This is a genomic window from Pseudomonas sp. CFBP 8772 (assembly GCF_014841665.1).
Taxonomy (GTDB): Bacteria; Pseudomonadota; Gammaproteobacteria; order Pseudomonadales; family Pseudomonadaceae; genus Aquipseudomonas; species Aquipseudomonas graminis_B.
Window position 1 is genome coordinate 255,845 of the sequence record NZ_JACYUI010000004.1, and the last position, 18,015, is coordinate 273,859.

General features: G+C 61.4%; 14 protein-coding genes. 6 read left to right on the forward strand and 8 right to left on the reverse strand.

What is annotated here, in order from left to right:
- Positions 1-8 precede the first annotated feature (8 nt).
- Together IFT99_RS11080 and IFT99_RS11085 are read left to right on the forward strand one after the other, a co-directional pair.
- On the forward strand, positions 9-1,247 hold the full coding sequence (locus IFT99_RS11080; protein ID WP_192132277.1) for a CNNM domain-containing protein: 1,239 nt from the start codon (positions 9-11) through the stop codon (positions 1,245-1,247).
- Between the two features lie 302 nt (positions 1,248-1,549).
- Complete coding sequence (locus tag IFT99_RS11085) at positions 1,550-2,872, forward strand: MFS transporter (RefSeq protein ID WP_192132279.1); 1,323 nt, start codon at positions 1,550-1,552, stop codon at positions 2,870-2,872.
- A gap of 80 nt (positions 2,873-2,952) precedes the next feature.
- On the opposite strand, the gene purT is transcribed toward IFT99_RS11085, so the two are convergent.
- The 4 genes from purT to IFT99_RS11105 all read right to left on the reverse strand — a co-directional run bounded on the left by purT (position 2,953) and on the right by IFT99_RS11105 (position 5,728).
- The gene (gene purT / locus IFT99_RS11090) at positions 2,953-4,134 is read right to left on the reverse strand and encodes a formate-dependent phosphoribosylglycinamide formyltransferase (RefSeq protein WP_192132281.1); all 1,182 of its coding nucleotides are present in this window, start codon (positions 4,132-4,134) and stop codon (positions 2,953-2,955) included.
- A gap of 117 nt (positions 4,135-4,251) precedes the next feature.
- Complete coding sequence (locus IFT99_RS11095) at positions 4,252-4,515, reverse strand: DUF1289 domain-containing protein (RefSeq protein ID WP_192132283.1); 264 nt, start codon at positions 4,513-4,515, stop codon at positions 4,252-4,254.
- Positions 4,515-5,039 (reverse strand): gamma carbonic anhydrase family protein, encoded by a 525-nt coding sequence (locus IFT99_RS11100; RefSeq protein WP_065989968.1) that lies wholly within the window; start codon positions 5,037-5,039, stop codon positions 4,515-4,517. Before IFT99_RS11100 ends, IFT99_RS11095 begins: the two co-directional genes overlap by 1 nt.
- A 77-nt stretch (positions 5,040-5,116) precedes the next feature.
- The gene (locus IFT99_RS11105) at positions 5,117-5,728 is read right to left on the reverse strand and encodes a CoA pyrophosphatase (protein ID WP_192132285.1); all 612 of its coding nucleotides are present in this window, start codon (positions 5,726-5,728) and stop codon (positions 5,117-5,119) included.
- Between the two features lie 153 nt (positions 5,729-5,881).
- Here IFT99_RS11105 and IFT99_RS11110 point away from each other — a divergent pair, with 153 nt between their 5' ends.
- Both IFT99_RS11110 and IFT99_RS11115 read left to right on the forward strand, forming a co-directional pair.
- Complete coding sequence (locus IFT99_RS11110) at positions 5,882-6,433, forward strand: NUDIX hydrolase (protein WP_065989972.1); 552 nt, start codon at positions 5,882-5,884, stop codon at positions 6,431-6,433.
- Between the two features lie 50 nt (positions 6,434-6,483).
- Positions 6,484-7,047 (forward strand): L,D-transpeptidase family protein, encoded by a 564-nt coding sequence (locus IFT99_RS11115; RefSeq protein ID WP_192132287.1) that lies wholly within the window; start codon positions 6,484-6,486, stop codon positions 7,045-7,047.
- A gap of 55 nt (positions 7,048-7,102) precedes the next feature.
- On the opposite strand, the gene IFT99_RS11120 is transcribed toward IFT99_RS11115, so the two are convergent.
- Positions 7,103-7,414, reverse strand: a complete 312-nt coding sequence (locus tag IFT99_RS11120; RefSeq protein ID WP_192132289.1) for a Nif3-like dinuclear metal center hexameric protein — start codon at positions 7,412-7,414, stop codon at positions 7,103-7,105.
- Positions 7,415-7,420: 6 nt separating this feature from the next.
- Positions 7,421-11,320, reverse strand: a complete 3,900-nt coding sequence (gene purL, locus IFT99_RS11125; protein ID WP_192132291.1) for a phosphoribosylformylglycinamidine synthase — start codon at positions 11,318-11,320, stop codon at positions 7,421-7,423.
- Between the two features lie 213 nt (positions 11,321-11,533).
- Here purL and mltF point away from each other — a divergent pair, with 213 nt between their 5' ends.
- On the forward strand, positions 11,534-12,994 hold the full coding sequence (gene mltF / locus IFT99_RS11130) for a membrane-bound lytic murein transglycosylase MltF (RefSeq protein ID WP_065989976.1): 1,461 nt from the start codon (positions 11,534-11,536) through the stop codon (positions 12,992-12,994).
- A gap of 33 nt (positions 12,995-13,027) precedes the next feature.
- On the opposite strand, the gene tadA is transcribed toward mltF, so the two are convergent.
- Together tadA and IFT99_RS11140 are read right to left on the reverse strand one after the other, a co-directional pair.
- Positions 13,028-13,510, reverse strand: a complete 483-nt coding sequence (gene tadA / locus IFT99_RS11135; RefSeq protein WP_065989978.1) for a tRNA adenosine(34) deaminase TadA — start codon at positions 13,508-13,510, stop codon at positions 13,028-13,030.
- Entirely contained in the window at positions 13,510-14,883 is a 1,374-nt protein-coding gene (locus IFT99_RS11140; protein WP_192132293.1) for a multicopper oxidase family protein, read from the reverse strand. Before IFT99_RS11140 ends, tadA begins: the two co-directional genes overlap by 1 nt.
- A 171-nt stretch (positions 14,884-15,054) precedes the next feature.
- Here IFT99_RS11140 and IFT99_RS11145 point away from each other — a divergent pair, with 171 nt between their 5' ends.
- Positions 15,055-17,988: a membrane-targeted effector domain-containing toxin gene (locus tag IFT99_RS11145; RefSeq protein ID WP_192132295.1), complete on the forward strand. Its 2,934-nt coding sequence runs from the start codon at positions 15,055-15,057 to the stop codon at positions 17,986-17,988.
- The last annotated feature ends 27 nt before the right edge of the window (positions 17,989-18,015 follow it).

Consider the following 18,015-nt stretch of genomic DNA (forward strand, 5'->3'; position numbering starts at 1 on the left):
CGTTGATCATGGATAATCTGCCGGTCGGCACAATGCTCACGCTGCTTGCCCTGCTCACCTTGTGGTCCGGGCTGTTCAGCGCGGTCGAGGCGGCGCACCATAATCTGCGGGCGATGCCGGTCAATCATCGTTCCAACGAGCCACCGAAGCCGGTTCTGGCGTTCAACCTCAACAGCCTTATCCTCGGCAACACGCTGCTCAAGGCGCTGATCACCGTGCTCGCCACGTTGCTGGCCATCGGGCACTGGTATTTCCACGGCCCGCTGATTGCCTGGCTAGGTGTCGCCAGCGTGCTGGTGGTGGTGACTGAGTTCATTCCGCGAAAGCTGGCGGCGCGTCGTCCCGAGTCAATCCTGCTGCTGGGCAACAACGTGCTGCGCATCCCGGTTCGGCTGCTGCAGCCGCTGACCTGGCTCTACAAGAACATCGCCAAAACGCTGTTGCGCCCTTTTCTGTCGAAGCGCCGGCCAGACACCATCGATGACGAAGACGACACGCGCCCGACGGTCTATCAGGACAACGAAAGCCAATATGGCCGTGCCCACGTCATCTCCGGGATTTACGCGCTGGACCGCATGACCGTGAATGACATTCTGGTGCCGCGCAGCGAAGTCGACGGCATCAACCTCGACGACACCATCGAGGAGATCATCGACAAGCTGATCATCTCTCGCCACACCCGCCTGCCGGTCTACTACAACGACATCAATCAGGTGGAAGGCGTGCTCAACACGCGGATGATCAGCCACCTGCTGCCGCGCAACGAGCTGACCAAAGAGGCGCTGCGGGCCGCCTGCTACGAACCCTACTTCGTGCCGGAAAGCACGCCGCTGCAGATGCAACTGCTCAACTTCCACAAACAGCAGCGGCGCATGGGCGTGGTGGTCGATGAATACGGCGAGGTGCTGGGCATCGTCAGCCTCGAGGACATTCTGGAAGAGATCGTCGGCGAATTCGAAAGCGAGCAAGCCCTCGACAATCCGCATATTCAGCCGCAGCCTGACGGGCGCCTGGTGATTGACGGCGCGGCGTCGATTCGCGATTTGAATAAAAGCCTCGGCTGGCACCTCCCTTCCGACGGGCCCAAAACCCTCAACGGCCTGATCACCGAAGCGCTGGAGACCATTCCCAACAGCGCGGTCTGCCTGAAGATCGGCCCTTACCGCCTGGAAATCCTCGAGACCGAAGACAACCGCGTCAGCCGCGTGCTGATGTGGTTGAACACCCGCACCAAAGACGTGATCTGAAAAGTCGGGCGGCGCCCTGAGGCACTTGTTTCCGCGCCGATCCCCTTCCTATAATCGATCCGCTTACCCAGCCCCGCCGATCCGCGTGCTACCCGCACGATGCGCGATCTGGCCAGTCACACAGCCTGACCGCTCACGCGACACCCTGGCCTTCGCTCCCATCCCGAGCACGCCACGCATCTTTGCCCGCATCCGGGCTAGTCTGTTCAGCGCTGGACCAAAAAAACAATTAACGATTGCCGCAGCGCGCGTACGAATTTTCGTCACCCGCTGACAGGCGATACGACTGCCAGGGATTCCCCATGACCACGACTTCTGCCTTTCCGAGCAGCGACGAGAGCGAGGCCCGCCCCGCCAATTCCGCGGCCCGCGTCGCCACCGCCAGCTTCATCGGCACCGCCATCGAGTTCTACGATTTCTACGTGTACGCCACCGCCGCCGCGCTGGTGATCGGGCCGGTGTTCTTTCCGCAAACCTCCAGCACCGCACAGATGCTGTCGGCGTTTCTGACGTTCGGGATCGCCTTTCTCGCACGTCCGCTGGGCTCGGCGCTGTTCGGTCACTTCGGTGATCGCGTCGGCCGCAAATCGACGTTGGTCGCCTCGCTACTGCTAATGGGCGTCTGCACCACGCTCATCGGCGTGTTGCCGGGTTACGACGCCATCGGATCATGGGCGCCGGTCCTGCTCTGCGTGCTGCGCTTCGGCCAAGGCCTCGGATTGGGCGGCGAATGGGGCGGCGCGGCGTTGCTGGCGACCGAGAATGCGCCCAAGGGCAAGCGTGCGTGGTTTGGCATGTTTCCGCAGCTGGGCCCATCCATCGGCTTCCTCGCGGCAAACGGGCTCTTTCTGACGCTGGCGATGACGCTGGATGACGAGCAATTCCGCTCCTGGGGCTGGCGCGTGCCGTTTCTGCTCAGTGCCGTGCTGGTCATCATCGGGTTGTATGTGCGCCTCAAGCTTGAGGAAACGCCCGTTTTCGCCAAAGCCATCGCCCGCCATGAGCGTGTGAAACTGCCGATTGCCGAGCTGTTCGGTCAGTACTGGAAGCCAATGCTGCTAGGGGCCGCGTCGATGGTGGTGTGCTACGCGCTGTTCTATATCTCCACCGTCTTCTCGCTGAGCTATGGCGTGAAAACCCTGGGTTACAGCCGCGAATCGTTCCTCGCGATGCTGTGCTTTGCGGTGCTGTTCATGGCCATGGCGACACCGCTTTCCGCGTTGGCGAGCGATCGATTTGGTCGCAAGCCGGTGCTGGTCATCGGCGGCGTGCTGGCGATCCTGTCGGGGTTTCTGATGGAGCCCTTGCTGACCCACGGCACGACCTGGGCGGTGACGCTGTTCCTGTCGATCGAGCTGTTTCTGATGGGCGTTACATTCGCGCCGATGGGGGCGATGTTGCCGGAGCTGTTTCCTACGCGGGTGCGATATACCGGCGCGTCGGCGGCCTACAACATCGGCGGCATTGTTGGTGCCTCGGTGGCGCCTTTCTTCGCGCAGAAGCTGGTGGAGATGGGCGGTTTGAGCTGGGTCGGTGGCTATGTCTCGGCGGCGGCGTTGATCAGCGTGATCGCTGTGCTGTGCCTGAAAGAAACCCGGCACGCGGACCTGGATACGATTGCCTGAGCAAACCGGGTATCGACGGTGCGTGATCGCCAAACAAAAACGGCGCCCCTGAGGGCGCCGTTTTTCATTCAGCGTGATGCTTACAGCTGAACCTTCACCGCCATCGACGCGCGGGTGGCTTTGCGACGGGCCGCTTCGATCGACTCGTCGCGCGCCAGTGCCACGCCCATCCGGCGCTGACCATTGACCTCAGGCTTGCCGAACAGGCGCAGCGCGGTGTCCGGTTCGCTCAAGGCTTGCTCCAGGTTGGCGAACGCCGTCTGGGTCGACTGGCCTTCAACCAGAATCACGGCCGATGCTGATGGGCCGAACTGGCGAATCAACGGGATCGGCAGACCGAGAATGGCCCGCGCGTGAAGCGCGAACTGCGAAAGGTCCTGGGAGATCAGCGTGACCAGACCTGTGTCGTGGGGGCGCGGCGAGACTTCGCTGAACCAGACCTGATCGCCCTTGATGAACAACTCGACGCCAAACAGACCACGGCCACCCAGCGCCTCGGTTACCGCTTTGGCGACGCGCTCGGACTCGGCCAATGCCACCGGGCTCATGGCCTGGGGCTGCCACGATTCCTGATAGTCGCCCTTCTCCTGACGATGACCGACCGGCGAACAGAAGGTCGTGCCGCCGACGTGACGCACGGTCAGCAAGGTAATTTCGTAATCGAAATCGATGAAGCCTTCGATGATCACACGGCCTTTGCCGGCACGACCGCCTTCTTGCGCATAGTCCCAGGCCTTCTGGATGTCCGCGTCGGTTTTCAGCAAGCTTTGACCCTTGCCCGACGAGCTCATCACCGGCTTGACCACACACGGGAAGCCCAGGTCTTCGACGGCTTTTTTGTAGTCTTCGAAGGTGTCGGCAAAGTGATATGGCGAGGTGGGGAGGTCCAGCTCTTCAGCGGCCAGACGACGAATACCTTCGCGGTTCATGGTCAGCTGCGCAGCGCGGGCCGTCGGAATGACCGTGAAGCCTTCGGACTCCAGCTCCACCAGGGTCGCGGTGGCGATGGCTTCGATTTCCGGGACGATGTAATGCGGTTTCTCGGACTCGATCACCGCACGCAAGGCGGCGCCATCGAGCATATTGATCACGTGGCTGCGGTGTGCGACCTGCATCGCCGGAGCATTGACGTAGCGGTCGACGGCGATCACTTCAACGCCCAGGCGCTGAAGCTCGATCACTACTTCCTTGCCAAGCTCGCCACAACCGCAGAGCAAAACGCGGGTCGCGGTCGGCGACAGTGGAGTTCCGATTTGAGTCATCTCAGGTCCTCGTGGAGCAGGTCGAGGGTTGCTCGCCGTGTGCAAGCAACCGCAGGTAGAAAGGCGCGCAATTTACCATGAAGGCCGGGGAATGGGATGCAGCGGCGCAGGGTTGATTCAACCTTGAGGGTTGTCGCCACCCAGTAGAAACATCATCCCGCTGGCTCTCGCCCGCTCCTCGCAGGCGATCAACACCGCGCGACGTGCCTGGTTGTCCATGCGGCTCCAGCCGGTGATCTCGGCCACGGTGCGCTGGCAACCGGTGCAGATGTCGGCGTCGTCCAGGGCACAAATGCTCACGCAGGGCGAGCGGACGGGCTTTTCATGAATCGGCTTGTCATGAACGGTTGCTTCATGGATCGGGGGTATGGCGCTGGACATCAATCTTCCTGCGGGGCCAGGTCACGCGCGTAGCGGTGAGCGTTGTGGACGTAATGGGCGGCGCTGGCGTCGAGCATCTGCTTCTGTGCGTCAGTCAGCTCGCGGACGATCTTGCCGGGCGAGCCCATGACCAGCGAACCGTCAGGAATGACTTTGCCTTCGCCGATCAACGAGTTCGCGCCGATGATGCAATGCTTGCCAATCTTCGCGCCATTGAGAATGACCGCGTTGATGCCGATCAGCGTGCTGTCACCCACGCTGCAACCGTGCAGCATCGCGTTGTGGCCGATGGTCACGTTCCGTCCGATGGTCAGCGGCGAGCCCATGTCGGTGTGCATCACGGTGCCGTCCTGCACGTTGCTGTTCTCGCCGATGTCGATGAGCTCGTTGTCGCCACGCAACACCGCGCCGAACCAGACGCTGGCGTTGGCCTGCAAACGCACGTTGCCGATGACGGTGGCTGTCGGCGCGATCCAGCTGCTGGCGTGCGCATCGACGCGGGCATCGCCCAAGCGGTATTTCATGGCGTATTCCTCATGACGTATTCCTCACGGCTCGGCCCTCATGGCTCATTCCTGATGCAAGGCGCGGCGGCCGCGAGTCAGGATTTCAGCGTGTGGATGATGGATCGCTTTGGCGGCTCGTTGAGGTCGATGGCGCTGTCGAACAACAGGTTCATCAACTCGACGATCATGATCGCGGTCAGGCCCCAGATCTTGTACTCGCCGAAGCGGTAACTCGGCACGTACCAGCTGCGCCCTTGATAGTCGATGCGGTGGGTGTGTTCGCGGACATCCTGACGGAAGAAGTCCAGCGGCACGCTGAAGACGGCTGCGATTTCGCCATCATTGGGTGTGTACTCGACGAAATCCGGAATGATGCCGACGTAGGGCGTCACTCTTATGCCGTGCTTGGAGATCAACGGACTCAGCGGGCCGATGACCTCAACGAGACCCGGTGGCAAACCGATCTCCTCCTGGGCTTCGCGCAGCGCCGTGAAGATGAGGTCCGGATCCTCCGGGTCACGCCGTCCGCCCGGGAAGGCCACTTCGCCGCCGTGGGTCGACAGGCCGCTGGCGCGCAGGGTCAGCACCAGTTCAGGCTCTGCATTGCGGGTAATGGGGAGAAGCACGGCGGCCTCGGGAAAGCGCGCGTCCGTTTCCAGCATCACCGGCGTGTGGCTGCTCATACGGTGAAGTAGCTCATCCAGCATGGGAATTCTCGATCGGTTGCCTGCCCGGCATCATGCACCAAAGCGGCGACGCGCCCAAGTCTTGTAGGACAACCCGCGCGTGCAAGACGCCTCTTGCCGTCCACCCGCGCTACGGCTCAAGATAGCCGCTGCCAACAGGAACCCGATTCGATCATGAAATTCTGCAGCAACTGCGGCGAACAGGTCATCCAGCGTATTCCCGAGGGCGACAGCCGCCCGCGTTACGTGTGTGAACATTGCGACACCATTCACTACCAGAACCCCAACATCGTGGCCGGCGTCGTGCCGGTGTGGGGCGACAAGGTCTTGCTGTGCCGTCGGGCCATCGAGCCGCGACTGGGCTACTGGACGCTGCCCGCCGGGTTCATGGAAAACGGCGAAAGCGTCGAGCAGGCGGCCCGCCGCGAAACGCTGGAAGAAGCCTGCGCAGAGGTCGAGGACCTGCAGTTGTACTCGATGATCGATGTGCCGCACATCAATCAGGTGCATATCTTCTACCGCTCGAATCTGGTCAAACCGGAGTTCGCGGCCGGTATCGAAAGCCTTGAAGTGAAGCTCTTCGACGAAGCGGATATTCCGTGGTCTGAGCTGGCGTTCAATACGGTCAGGCGTACCCTGGAGTGTTTTTTCCGCGACCGGCGGCATCAAGATTTCCAGGTACGCACCGATTGTCTGTCTGTCACACCGCCGCTCAAGACCACTTGATCGAAACGATGATGCGCGATTGCCGCGCAGGCTTCAGGGATACCCTTTTCATGCGTTGGTTGCTTGCCGTTTTATGCCTGTCGGTTGTGCCGCTGTCCCAGGCTGCGTTCACCCAGACCATCGTGCCCAAAGGCAGCGAACAGAAGTTCGTTGGCGGAAAGGTCGTCGACACTCAGAACATCGCGGACCGGACTGTCGACAAAGTGCTGGTGCTCAAATCCGCGCATCAATTGCAGCTGATCAGCCGCGGCGAGGCGCTGAAGACGTACCGGATCTCACTGGGCAAAGCGCCCACCGGACCGAAGCTGCAAGAGGGAGACCAGCGCACACCGGAGGGTTTCTACTGGCTCGACTGGCGCAAGACCAGCGACGCCTACAACCTGTCGATGCACATTTCCTACCCCAACATTTCCGATGCCGCACGCGCCCGCCGCGAAGGCGTGAAACCGGGCAGCATGATCATGATTCACGGCACGCCGATCAACGACGATTACCCGGAGTGGTATTTCCACACGCTGGACTGGACGAACGGCTGCATCGCCATGCGCAACAGCGATATTCGTGAGGTGTGGGATCTGGTGAAAGACGGCACGATGATAGAGATTCGGCCGTAAGATTTTGCCGGGGGTAATGCGGATTGCTTCAATCTCGAGCCATGCTGCAGGGAAGCTAGATATCTTCCAGCTTCCACACGTCATAAGCCGGTACTTCGTAGGGATGGCTGTCCTTCAGCGCAGCAACCGCCTGCCTGATCAGCTCATCTGACACGACAAGCTCGACCTTCCATTCCTGAACCTGCTCGACCTCGCCGGCTTGCCCGATGAACGGCTGACTGCCATCCAGCGGGCGAAACTGGCCGTGGCCAAGCACTTGCCATGAGCAGCGGTCGTACGCGCCGATTCGCCCCGCACCGGCGGCGAACAACGCGTTCTTGACCTGCTCCACATGGCTCGATGGCACAAAGAAGGCCAGCTTGTACATCAGCGATCAGTTCACCCAGACGCGGGCGTTGCGGAACATGCGCATCCACGCCCCGTCTTCAGCCCACTCATCCGGTCGCCACGAGTTGGTCACGGCGCGGAACACCCGCTCAGGGTGCGGCATCATGATGGTGACGCGGCCGTCGAGTGTGGTGAGACCCGCGATGCCGCGGGGTGAACCGTTCGGGTTGGCCGGATAGGTTTCAGTGACCTTGCCGTGATTGTCGACGAAACGCACGGCAACGGTGCCGGACAGATCGGTTTCAATCAACGACTCAGGGGTCTTGAACTCGGCGTGGCCTTCACCGTGGGCAATGGCGATCGGCATGTGCGAGCCGGCCATGCCTTGCAGGAAGATCGACGCCGACTTCTGGATTTCGACCATCGCCACGCGCGCTTCGAACTGCTCCGAGCGGTTGCGCACGAAGTGCGGCCAGAATTCGCTGCCCGGGATCAGCTCGCTGAGGTTGGACATCATCTGGCAACCGTTGCAAACGCCCAGCGCGAAGCTGTCGGTGCGGGCGAAGAAGCCCTGGAACGCATCCCGTGCACGGCTGTTGAACAGCGCGGACTTGGCCCAGCCTTCGCCGGCACCCAACACGTCGCCGTAGGAGAAACCACCGCACGCCACCAGACCTTTGAAGTCGTTGAGGTCGACGCGACCGGCGAGGATGTCGCTCATGTGCACGTCAACCGAGGCGAAACCGGCGCGATCGAACGCAGCCGCCATTTCAACCTGACCGTTGACGCCCTGCTCACGCAGTACCGCTACTTGTGGGCGAACGCCCTTCTTGATGTAAGGCGCAGCGATGTCGTCGTTGACGTCATAGCCCAGCTTCACGTTCAGGCCCGGGTTGTCTTCTTCCAGCAGCGCGTCGAATTCCTGATCGGCGCAATCGGCGTTGTCGCGCAGGCGCTGGATCTGATAGCTGGTTTCGCTCCACTGACGCTGCAGCAGGCGGCGATCGCCTTTGAACACGGTGTCGCCGCTCAGGCTGATGATCACATCGCTGTTGTTGATCGGCTTACCGATCACGGCGACGCAATCCTCGCCCAGGCCGGCAGCGCTGAACTGCGCGAGCACCAGCGGCGTGGCGTCCTGGCGAACCTGGATCACTGCACCCAGCTCTTCGTTGAACAGAATGGCCGCAACTTTTTCGCGGGTGCCGGTCAGCGTGTCGAGTTCGAGGTTCAGGCCACAGTGCCCAGCGAACGCCATTTCCAGCACGGTCGCCATCAAGCCACCGTCGGAACGGTCGTGATAGGCCAGCAGGTGGTCGTCGGCGTTGAGGCCCTGGATGACGGCAAAGAAGGCTTTCAGGTCTTCAGCGTCATCGACGTCCGGCGCAACGCTGCCGAGCTTGCCGTGGGTCTGGGCGAGTATCGATGCGCCCATGCGGTTCTGACCACGACCGAGGTCGATCAGGATCAGATCGGTCAGGCCCTTGTCCATGCGCAATTGCGGGGTCAGGGTCTTGCGGATGTCGGTGACCGGGGCGAAACCGGTGACGATCAGCGACAGCGGCGAGGTCACGGTTTTTTCGGTGCCCTCGTCGCTCCAGCGGGTCTTCATGGACATCGAGTCCTTGCCCACTGGGATGGTAATGCCCAGCTCGGGGCACAGCTCCATGCCGACGGCTTTCACGGTGTCGTACAGACGCGCGTCTTCACCCGGGTGACCGGCAGCGGACATCCAGTTGGCGGACAGCTTGATGTCGGAAAGCTTGCCGATGCTCGAAGCAGCGATGTTGGTCAGGGTCTCGCCAATCGCCATGCGGCCGGACGCCGGGGCATCCAGCAAGGCCAGCGGCGTGCGCTCGCCCATCGCCATGGCTTCGCCGGTGTACACGTCAAAGCTGGTTGCGGTGACGGCGACGTCCGCCACCGGCACTTGCCACGGGCCGACCATCTGGTCGCGATTGACCATACCGGTGATGCTGCGGTCGCCAATGGTAATAAGGAAGCTCTTGCTTGCCACGGCCGGGTGATGCAGCACGCGCTGCACGCTTTCTTCGATGTCGAGCGCGCTCGGGTCGAAGTCGTCACCCAGCTCTGTCTCACGCTCGGCCGAACGGTGCATGCGCGGGGCTTTGCCCAGCAGCACTTCCAGCGGCATGTCGACAGGGTTGTTGCCGAAATGGCTGTCAGTGACGGTCAGTTGCGGCTCTTCAGTGGCCTCACCGACCACCGCGAACGGGCAACGCTCACGTTCGCAGATGGCTTTGAAGCGTTCGAAGTCAGGAGCGCTGACCGCCAGAACGTAACGCTCCTGGGACTCGTTGCTCCAGATTTCCAGCGGGGCCATGCCTGGCTCGTCGTTTGGCACGTTGCGCAGTTCGAAGCGGCCGCCGCGACCGCCGTCGTTGACCAGTTCAGGGAAGGCGTTGGACAGACCACCCGCGCCGACGTCATGGATGAACGCGATCGGATTGGCTTCACCCAGCTGCCAGCAGCGGTCGATGACCTCTTGGCAACGGCGTTCCATTTCCGGGTTTTCACGCTGCACCGAAGCGAAATCCAGGTCAGCCGAGCTGGTGCCGGTGGCCATGGATGAAGCCGCGCCGCCACCCAGACCAATCAACATCGCGGGGCCGCCGAGCACGATCAGCTTGGCGCCAACGGTGATTTCGGCTTTCTGCACGTGCTCTTCGCGGATGTTGCCCATGCCGCCTGCGAGCATGATCGGCTTGTGGTAGCCGCGAACTTCATCGCCATGTGGCGTGCTGATCGACTGCTCGAAGGTACGGAAATAACCGGTCAGCGCCGGGCGACCGAACTCATTGTTGAACGCCGCGCCACCCAGCGGGCCTTCGATCATGATGTCCAGTGGTGTCACGATGCGCTCGGGTTTGCCGTACGGCTTTTCCCAGGGCTGCTCGAAACCCGGAATGTTCAGATTGGACACCGTGAAACCGGTCAGGCCGGCTTTCGGCTTGGCGCCACGTCCGGTCGCGCCCTCGTCACGAATCTCGCCGCCGGAACCGGTGGCTGCGCCAGGGAACGGGGCAATTGCCGTCGGGTGGTTGTGGGTTTCGACCTTCATCAAAATGTGCACCGGCTCCTGAACCGCACCGTACTCGCGGCTTTCAGGATTCGGGAAGAAGCGGCCGGCCACGCTGCCGACGATCACTGAGGCATTGTCCTTGTAAGCGGACAGCACGCCTTCGTTGTGCATCTGATAGGTGTTCTTGATCATGCCGAACAGGCTTTTGTCCTGGCTCTGGCCGTCGATGTCCCAACTGGCGTTGAAGATCTTGTGACGGCAGTGCTCGGAGTTGGCCTGCGCGAACATCATCAGTTCGATGTCGTGTGGGTTGCGTTTGAGGCCGGTGAACGCGTTCACCAGGTAGTCGATTTCGTCTTCGGCCAGGGCCAGACCCAGTTCGACGTTGGCTTTTTCCAGCGCCGCGCGGCCGCCGCCCAGCACGTCGATGGCGATCAGCGGCTTGGGCTCGGCGTGGCTGAACAGGCTGGCGGCCTCTTCCAGCGCGCCCAGTACGATCTGGGTCATGCGGTCATGCAGCGTGTCGGCGATCAGTTGCGCATCAGCGTCGCTGAACTGGCCTTCTACATAAAACGCGATGCCGCGCTCAAGGCGCTGGATCTTGGTCAGGCTGCAATTGCGCGCGATGTCGGTGGCCTTGCTCGACCATGGCGAAATGGTGCCGAAACGCGGGAGTACCAGGAACAAGCGGCCCGCCGGCTCCTGAACCGGCACGCTCGGACCGTATTTCAGCAGGCGGGCAAGGACTTGCTGCTCGTCTTCGGTCAGGACGCCATTGACCTCAGCGAAGTGGGCGAATTCAGCGTACAGGCCACTGACAGCCGGAACTTTATCGTTCAGCTGCGCAAGTAATTTCTTGTGGCGGAAGGCGGAAAGGGCGGGAGCACCACGCAGGATCAACATCGTCGGGACAGCCTCGGGAAGGGGGTGTGCTTTGAGGCCGTGCATTCTAGCCTAATCAGTCTGCGTCGGCACCCGAAACCACGGCATGGGATGCACCCGAATGTCGGCTCCGGGCGCTTGCCTGCGCCGGAAGGTAAAAATTCCTCGGCTCTATCAGACGGGACCCGCGCTGTCGAGATATGGCGGTATGGCTCCTTTGCGTATACTGCACCGATGTTTTCCCTATCAGATTTCCGCCCACGCTGTGCCAAGTGGCTCATCGCAACCGGAATCTTCCTGCTGCTCGGCGCGTGTGTGGAGAAACCCAACACGCTGGAACGAGTCAAGGAGGATGGCGTTCTGCGCGTCGTCACCCGCAATAGCCCGGCAACCTATTTTCAGGACCGCAACGGTGAAACCGGTTTCGAGTACGAACTGGTGAAGCGTTTCGCCGACGATTTGGGCGTTGAACTGAAAATCGAAGCCGCCGACAACCTCGACGACCTGTTCGATCAGATGGGCAAGCCCGGCGGGCCGGTGCTAGCGGCAGCGGGCCTGGTGAGCAGCGAAAACCGCGCGAAACAGGTGCGTTTTTCTCACTCCTATCTTGAAGTCACCCCGCAGGTCGTTTACCGCAACGGCCAGTCGCGCCCCACCGATCCGGGCGATCTGGTCGGCAAACGCATCCTCGTCCTCAAAGGCAGCAGCCACGCCGAGCAACTGGCAGCGCTGAAGGTCAAGTACCCCGGCATCAACTACGAAGAGTCCGATCAGGTCGAAGTCGTCGACCTGCTGCGGATGGTGGATGAAGGTCAGATCGACCTGACCCTGGTGGATTCCAACGAACTGGCGATGAATCAGGTGTATTTCCCCAACGTTCGCGTCGGCTTCGACCTCGGCGATGGCCGCGATCAGCGTTGGGCCGTGGCGCTGGGGGATGACAACAGCCTGCTCAACGAGATCAACGCCTATCTCGACAAGATGCAGAAGAACGGCATGCTGCAGCGACTTAAAGACCGCTACTACGGGCATGTCGACGTCCTCGGTTATGTCGGCGCCTACACCTTCGCCCAGCATTTGCAGGAGCGCCTGCCCAAGTACGAGAAGCACTTCCAGACCGCCGCCAAAGCAGAACAGGTGGACTGGCGCCTGCTCGCGGCGATCGGTTATCAGGAATCGTTGTGGCAGCCGGGCGTGACGTCGAAGACCGGCGTGCGCGGCTTGATGATGCTCACCCAGAGCACGGCCCAGGCCATGGGTGTGTCCAATCGGCTCGACGCCAAACAGAGTATTCAGGGCGGCGCCAAGTATTTCGCCTACGTCAAAGAACAGCTCGACGACTCAATTCAGGAGCCGGATCGCACCTGGCTGGCGCTTGCGTCCTACAACATCGGCAGCGGCCACCTGGATGACGCGCGCAAGCTGGCCGAAAGCGAAGGGCTTAATCCGAACAAGTGGCTGGACGTGAAGAAGATGCTGCCGCGTCTGTCGCAGAAGAAGTGGTACAGCAAGACCCGCTACGGCTACGCCCGTGGCGGCGAACCGGTCAGTTTCGTCGCCAACATCCGCCGTTACTACGACATCCTGACGTGGGTGACGCAGCCGCAGATGGAAGGCGGCCAGGTGGCGGAAGGCTCGTTGCATGTGCCTGGGGTCGACAAGACCAAGCCGTCGGAAGAGAAAGCGCCGCTTTAGTCAGCGCCAGAATCCGCTCGCCGTCGCACTGAACTAACCCTTCGCCCGCCTCATCCTGAAAAACTCGCTCAGCATCGTCCCGCATTCCTCCCCCAGCACCCCGCCTTCGAACAGCACGCGATGATTGAGAAACGGCTGCATGAAGAACTGCCCCTGACTCTGCACCACCCCCGCTTTGGGCTCGGTCGCGCCATACACCACGCGGCTGATGCGCGAATGAACGATCAACCCCGCGCACATGCTGCAGGGTTCCAGCGTCACGTACAGCGTGCTGCCGGGCAGGCGATAATTGCTGAGTGACTGCGCCGCCGCGCGAATGGCGACCATCTCGGCGTGGGCACTGGGATCGCTGCCGCTGATGGGGCAGTTGAAACCGCGGCCAACGATTTCGCCGTTCTGCACCACCACCGCGCCAACCGGCACCTCGCCCAGCAACGCACCCTCCGCCGCCAGCGCCAGGGCTTCGCGCATGAAATGCTGATCGCGACTGCGATCGATGATGGGCGGCTGACGCATCAGGAGACCTCGATAGCGGCCATGAGACCGGTTTCCATGTGATCGATCACATGGCAGTGAAACATCCAGACGCCGGGATTATCCGCCACCAACGCGACGCGCGCGCGCTCGTTGCGCCCCAGCAGATAGGTGTCCGTGAAATACGGAACCACCTTCTTGCGATTGGAAGCGATGACCTTGAAGCTCATGCCGTGCAAGTGAATGGGATGCTGATACTGCGTCATGTTCTTCAGCTCGAAGATGTAACTCTTGCCTTGTTCGAGCTTGGCGATCGGCCGGTCCGCGCAGGTCTTGTCGGTGATGTCCCACGCTTGGCCATTGATCTGCCACAAGCTGGGCGGTTTACCGTTGTCGACATTCACCGACACCGAACCCACCCACTCGAAATTGAAATTGAGCTTCTCGGCGTTGGTCAAATCAGGCTCGGCAACCGGATTGGCCGGCAGCTCAGGGGGCCACTCGCCCGGCGTATCGGTGCTGGCGACCGAACGAAAGGTGCCCAGCCGCACCGGGCCGTTGCGCAGGGAAATCTCTTCACCGACCGCAGGCGCTTTGATCGCCAGACAGATGCGCATGCCCGGCCCCAGCCAGTAATCCTTGCCCAAGGGGCGCGGTTTGACCGGGTTGCCGTCCAGGGCGTAGATCATCGCCTCGGCGCCTGGCAGATTCAGGCGGTAGGTCACCGTGTTGTCGAGATTGAGAATGCGCACCCGGGTGATTTGCCCGGCAGGCAGCTCGACGACGCCCTGTGGCACGCCATTGATCGTCGACAATCGCCCGGCCGTGCCCTCGCGGGCAGCCTCGCGAATGACGCTGAAATCAGTGAAAGCGCCCTCCTCGTCCACATGCCAGCTCTTCAGGCTGACGACGCGCTCGTGTGCAAATCCGGTCGGCTCGCGCTCCTCGACGATCAGCGGCCCCACCAGCCCGCGGCCCAGCTCTTCACTGCTGCTCACATGGGGGTGATACCAATAGCTGCCGGCGTCCGGCACTCGGAATTTATAGTCGAAGTACTCGCCCGGCTTGACCGGCAATTGCGAGACGTAAGGCACGCCGTCCATCTCCAGCGGGAGCCGAATGCCGTGCCAATGAATCGTGGTTTCCACGGGCAGATGATTGATGAAGCGCACCCGTAGCCACTCGCCCTGCCTGACGCGCAATTCAGTGCCAGGAGCCGACCCGCCGAATGCCCACGCGGGCGTCTGGTGCCCGGCCACCAGTTCAACGTCCAGCGGCGCGGCGATCAGTTCATAATCGTGCCCTTCTCCCGGCCCGCGTTTGCCCAGCCAATACCTTGAGGCGCCGCCCGCGCCAAGCCCGACCACCGCAAGACCGGCCAGACCTCCGAGTATCTGTCGACGGGTAAAAGACATGTACGAAAAAACCTCAAACGACGGGTCGCATCCTTGAACGATGCGAGGGGCGGACACGATACACCTGCCCTTACAGAAATTTAAGGCGACGGCGTACGCAATACATATTTAGTGCCAAATGAATCAGCAATCACGCCAAGCTTGTCTTCCCATTCATCAAGGAAGACGAATATGACCGTTGCACCCGCTCACCCGCCCGCTGCATCCCTGAGCCAGGACCGAAACGCCCTCATCACCATGAGTGAGCGCATGGTCGAGGCCTGCCCGGACATGCGCGAAATGGCCCGCAGCATCGCCCGAGAAGTCCTCCTGCGCCAGACCGGTCGCGACATCGAGCCAGATACAGTTTACTGGCACCGCTTCCACACGGCAGTCAGCAGTCCGCGGTCATTCAATGGCTGGGAGCACCGCGACGCGCCCTATCAATCGATGACCCTCCCGCAACTGGTCATGCACCGCTTCAATCCCCACGATCAGGACAACGCCGACACCCTGCAGATGCTTAGCGGGTTCTACGCCGCAGGCCCCGATGCAGAACCGTTCGATGAACGAAACGAGGTCAGGATGTTGCCCGCCCAGGTCATGACTGAGTTTTGGTCCGTGGACTTCAAATCGCGCTATCAGGAAAAGCTGAAGGCGTTCTGGCGCGACTTCGCCGACGATTTTCACACCATGGCCAAAGCCAACTTCATCGCCAGCGCCTTCGAAGACCAACAGGCCGGCTGGCTCAGTGAAGAAGATCTGCGAATCGTCTTGCGTGCGGCGAACGTAGAACCGTCTGAGGCACCGAGCCTGCAAACTCTGCGAGCCAGCGCTCCGGCCAGCGCTGACGCGAAAGTCTGGACCTTCGACGTGATCGGCTACGAAGCCAGCGACGTCTTGCGCATCGTGACCGCAGCAGGCCGGCAAATTCTCTACACCCCCGGCGAAGTGCAGGCCTTTCATGCCTTCGCCACGCCCGAAGAGCTGCATGGGTGGCTGCTGTCGCAGAACAACCGCCCAGAACGCCGCGCGCGTTTCATGGGCCATTTCCCGTTGTCGGCACACGGAGCGGCTGACAACAACATCGGGCTGTTCCATGGCCTGGATGTGCTCTACACCTCATGGGGATCCGCTCATCCCGGTTTGATCAATCAACACAGTCGGCCCGTGTCGGGAGACCCGTTCAGCCATTTGCGCGACGCGATCCGAGCTCGGATGTTTGCCGACGCAGACCTGGCGCTGCATTCCAACGGCGACCTGCGCAAACAGATGTGGATCGGCTATCTGCGGTCGTTCTCCCAACTTTCCGGTGCGCTGGCGGCGATTGACTGGCCGATTGCGCTGGCAGCCGTGGGTGCCGGCATCGCCGACATGGGCCTCAACATTGATCAGGCCGTGAATGGCGCGAGCACGGCGCAGCGCAAGGCAGGGGTCATCGGGGCTGTGACGGCCAGCATCGACGTCTTGTTCAACAGCACCTTTCTTATCGGCGGGGAGGCGATGCCGGAAGGCGAGTTGCTGCAGCCTGAACCCGAGGGAGAGCTGGCACCGGAAGTCGATGAGCCCACCGATGGGTTAGTTCAGATGCCGGGCCTGAAACCAGAATCCGTTTACCCCTTTGAGCGCGACGATGCCTTGGCCTACTTCGAGACCAACATGCTGCTGGATGCCTTCGAACCCGTGCGTGAAGAAGGTCGCATGAAGGGCATCTACCTGACCGATCAGGGCGAAACCTTCATCGAGATCGATGGCTTCGCCTACGCCGTTCGCTACATCAACGAGCTGAAATGCTGGGCCATCATCGACCCTGCAAACCCCTACTCGTTTTACCGAAACATGCCTGTGCGCCTTAACGCTGCTGGCATTTGGGAGCCCGTCACTCCCTTGCACCTGTCAGGCGGCGGGAAGGTGCTCGGCAAGATGGGGCCCGGTCGTGGGGTCGGCGTTTCTCCCCAGACGACCACCCTCCCCAGCACATACGAAGTGCCAGCGGCGCTGAGGACTGAAGTCATGGAGGGCGCGCAATATGGCGGCCGCTTTGTCGACGATCGCTATCACAGCCCCGATTTTGACAAACCTGATCCCTATGACGACTTCAAGCGCATCCGTCGCAATCTGCGCGATGACGCCAACGCCTTCTTCAACACGCTCGAACTGCCAAAGCGTCCAGACATGCCAGAGCTGAGTGCCAACGCGCCGCTCAAACGTGCGCTCAAGATCGTATTCAAACGTTCATCGGGCCTGGTCATCGGCGAGAGCCATGCAGGGATCGGCAGCAAACAGTTTCTGATCGAACAGATGCCGCTGCTCACCAAGCTCAAGGTGAAAACCCTGTACATGGAGCACGTGCTCACCGACTTCCATCAGGTGGATCTCGATACGTTTTCGAGAACGGGCACTCTGTCGCCTCAGCTTGAGGACTACATCAAGGCGCTGGACAAAGGCCATCGAACTGATCCAAACGGCAAATACACCTTCATGGCCGTTTTCAAAGCCGCGCAAGAAAACCGCGTGCGCATCCGCGCCATCGACTGCATGGCGAGTTACCGCGTCGACGGCATGGACGGCGCGGAGCAAGGGCTGCGGCAGAAGGTGATGAATTACTACGCCAAGGGCGTGATCGACGCAGACCAAGGGGCGAGAAGCGGCGGCCACTGGGTAGCACTGGTGGGTAATTCCCACGCCAATACGTATCAGGGCGTCCCCGGTCTCGCGGAACTGGAAGGCGCGGTAGGGCTGCGCATTGAAGACGTTCGTGTGGCTGAATCGGCCGGAATAACGCCAGACCCCGGCGTTGAAATGACCGATACGGTGGGCCGTCGTGCGGGACGCGTCCAGAGTGATCTGCGTCTGCAAGTGCTCGTCGCCCCGCCCCGGATTGAGCTCAGCCTGGAGAACAAACTGCTACGAGCGGGCATGTTCACCCTCGATGACAGTGATGGTCACCTCGCAATCGTCCACCGCAGCAACGAAGGCACTGCGGTTCGTACCGAGATCAAACGAGAGGGCAAACGCGTCTATATCGATCGGCCGAAATGGCAGCGGGTGAGCGGACGTCGGTTTGAGACGTTGGCGGATCTGACGACGGCGCTGGAGCTGATGGGGATGACGTGGGTGCGTTGAGGCTTCATATTTAAACAGCCGAGTGGC

Bases quoted from the DNA above. Each gene is read 5' to 3' on its own strand.
- IFT99_RS11080 (WP_192132277.1), top strand. From the start codon at position 9: ATGGATAATCTGCCGGTCGGCACAATGCTCACGCTGCTTGCCCTGCTC.
- IFT99_RS11085 (WP_192132279.1), top strand. From the start codon at position 1,550: ATGACCACGACTTCTGCCTTTCCGAGCAGCGACGAGAGCGAGGCCCGC.
- purT (WP_192132281.1), bottom strand. From the start codon at position 4,134: ATGACTCAAATCGGAACTCCACTGTCGCCGACCGCGACCCGCGTTTTG.
- IFT99_RS11095 (WP_192132283.1), bottom strand. From the start codon at position 4,515: ATGTCCAGCGCCATACCCCCGATCCATGAAGCAACCGTTCATGACAAG.
- IFT99_RS11100 (WP_065989968.1), bottom strand. From the start codon at position 5,039: ATGAAATACCGCTTGGGCGATGCCCGCGTCGATGCGCACGCCAGCAGC.
- IFT99_RS11105 (WP_192132285.1), bottom strand. From the start codon at position 5,728: ATGCTGGATGAGCTACTTCACCGTATGAGCAGCCACACGCCGGTGATG.
- IFT99_RS11110 (WP_065989972.1), top strand. From the start codon at position 5,882: ATGAAATTCTGCAGCAACTGCGGCGAACAGGTCATCCAGCGTATTCCC.
- IFT99_RS11115 (WP_192132287.1), top strand. From the start codon at position 6,484: ATGCGTTGGTTGCTTGCCGTTTTATGCCTGTCGGTTGTGCCGCTGTCC.
- IFT99_RS11120 (WP_192132289.1), bottom strand. From the start codon at position 7,414: ATGTACAAGCTGGCCTTCTTTGTGCCATCGAGCCATGTGGAGCAGGTC.
- purL (WP_192132291.1), bottom strand. From the start codon at position 11,320: ATGTTGATCCTGCGTGGTGCTCCCGCCCTTTCCGCCTTCCGCCACAAG.
- mltF (WP_065989976.1), top strand. From the start codon at position 11,534: ATGTTTTCCCTATCAGATTTCCGCCCACGCTGTGCCAAGTGGCTCATC.
- tadA (WP_065989978.1), bottom strand. From the start codon at position 13,510: ATGCGTCAGCCGCCCATCATCGATCGCAGTCGCGATCAGCATTTCATG.
- IFT99_RS11140 (WP_192132293.1), bottom strand. From the start codon at position 14,883: ATGTCTTTTACCCGTCGACAGATACTCGGAGGTCTGGCCGGTCTTGCG.
- IFT99_RS11145 (WP_192132295.1), top strand. From the start codon at position 15,055: ATGACCGTTGCACCCGCTCACCCGCCCGCTGCATCCCTGAGCCAGGAC.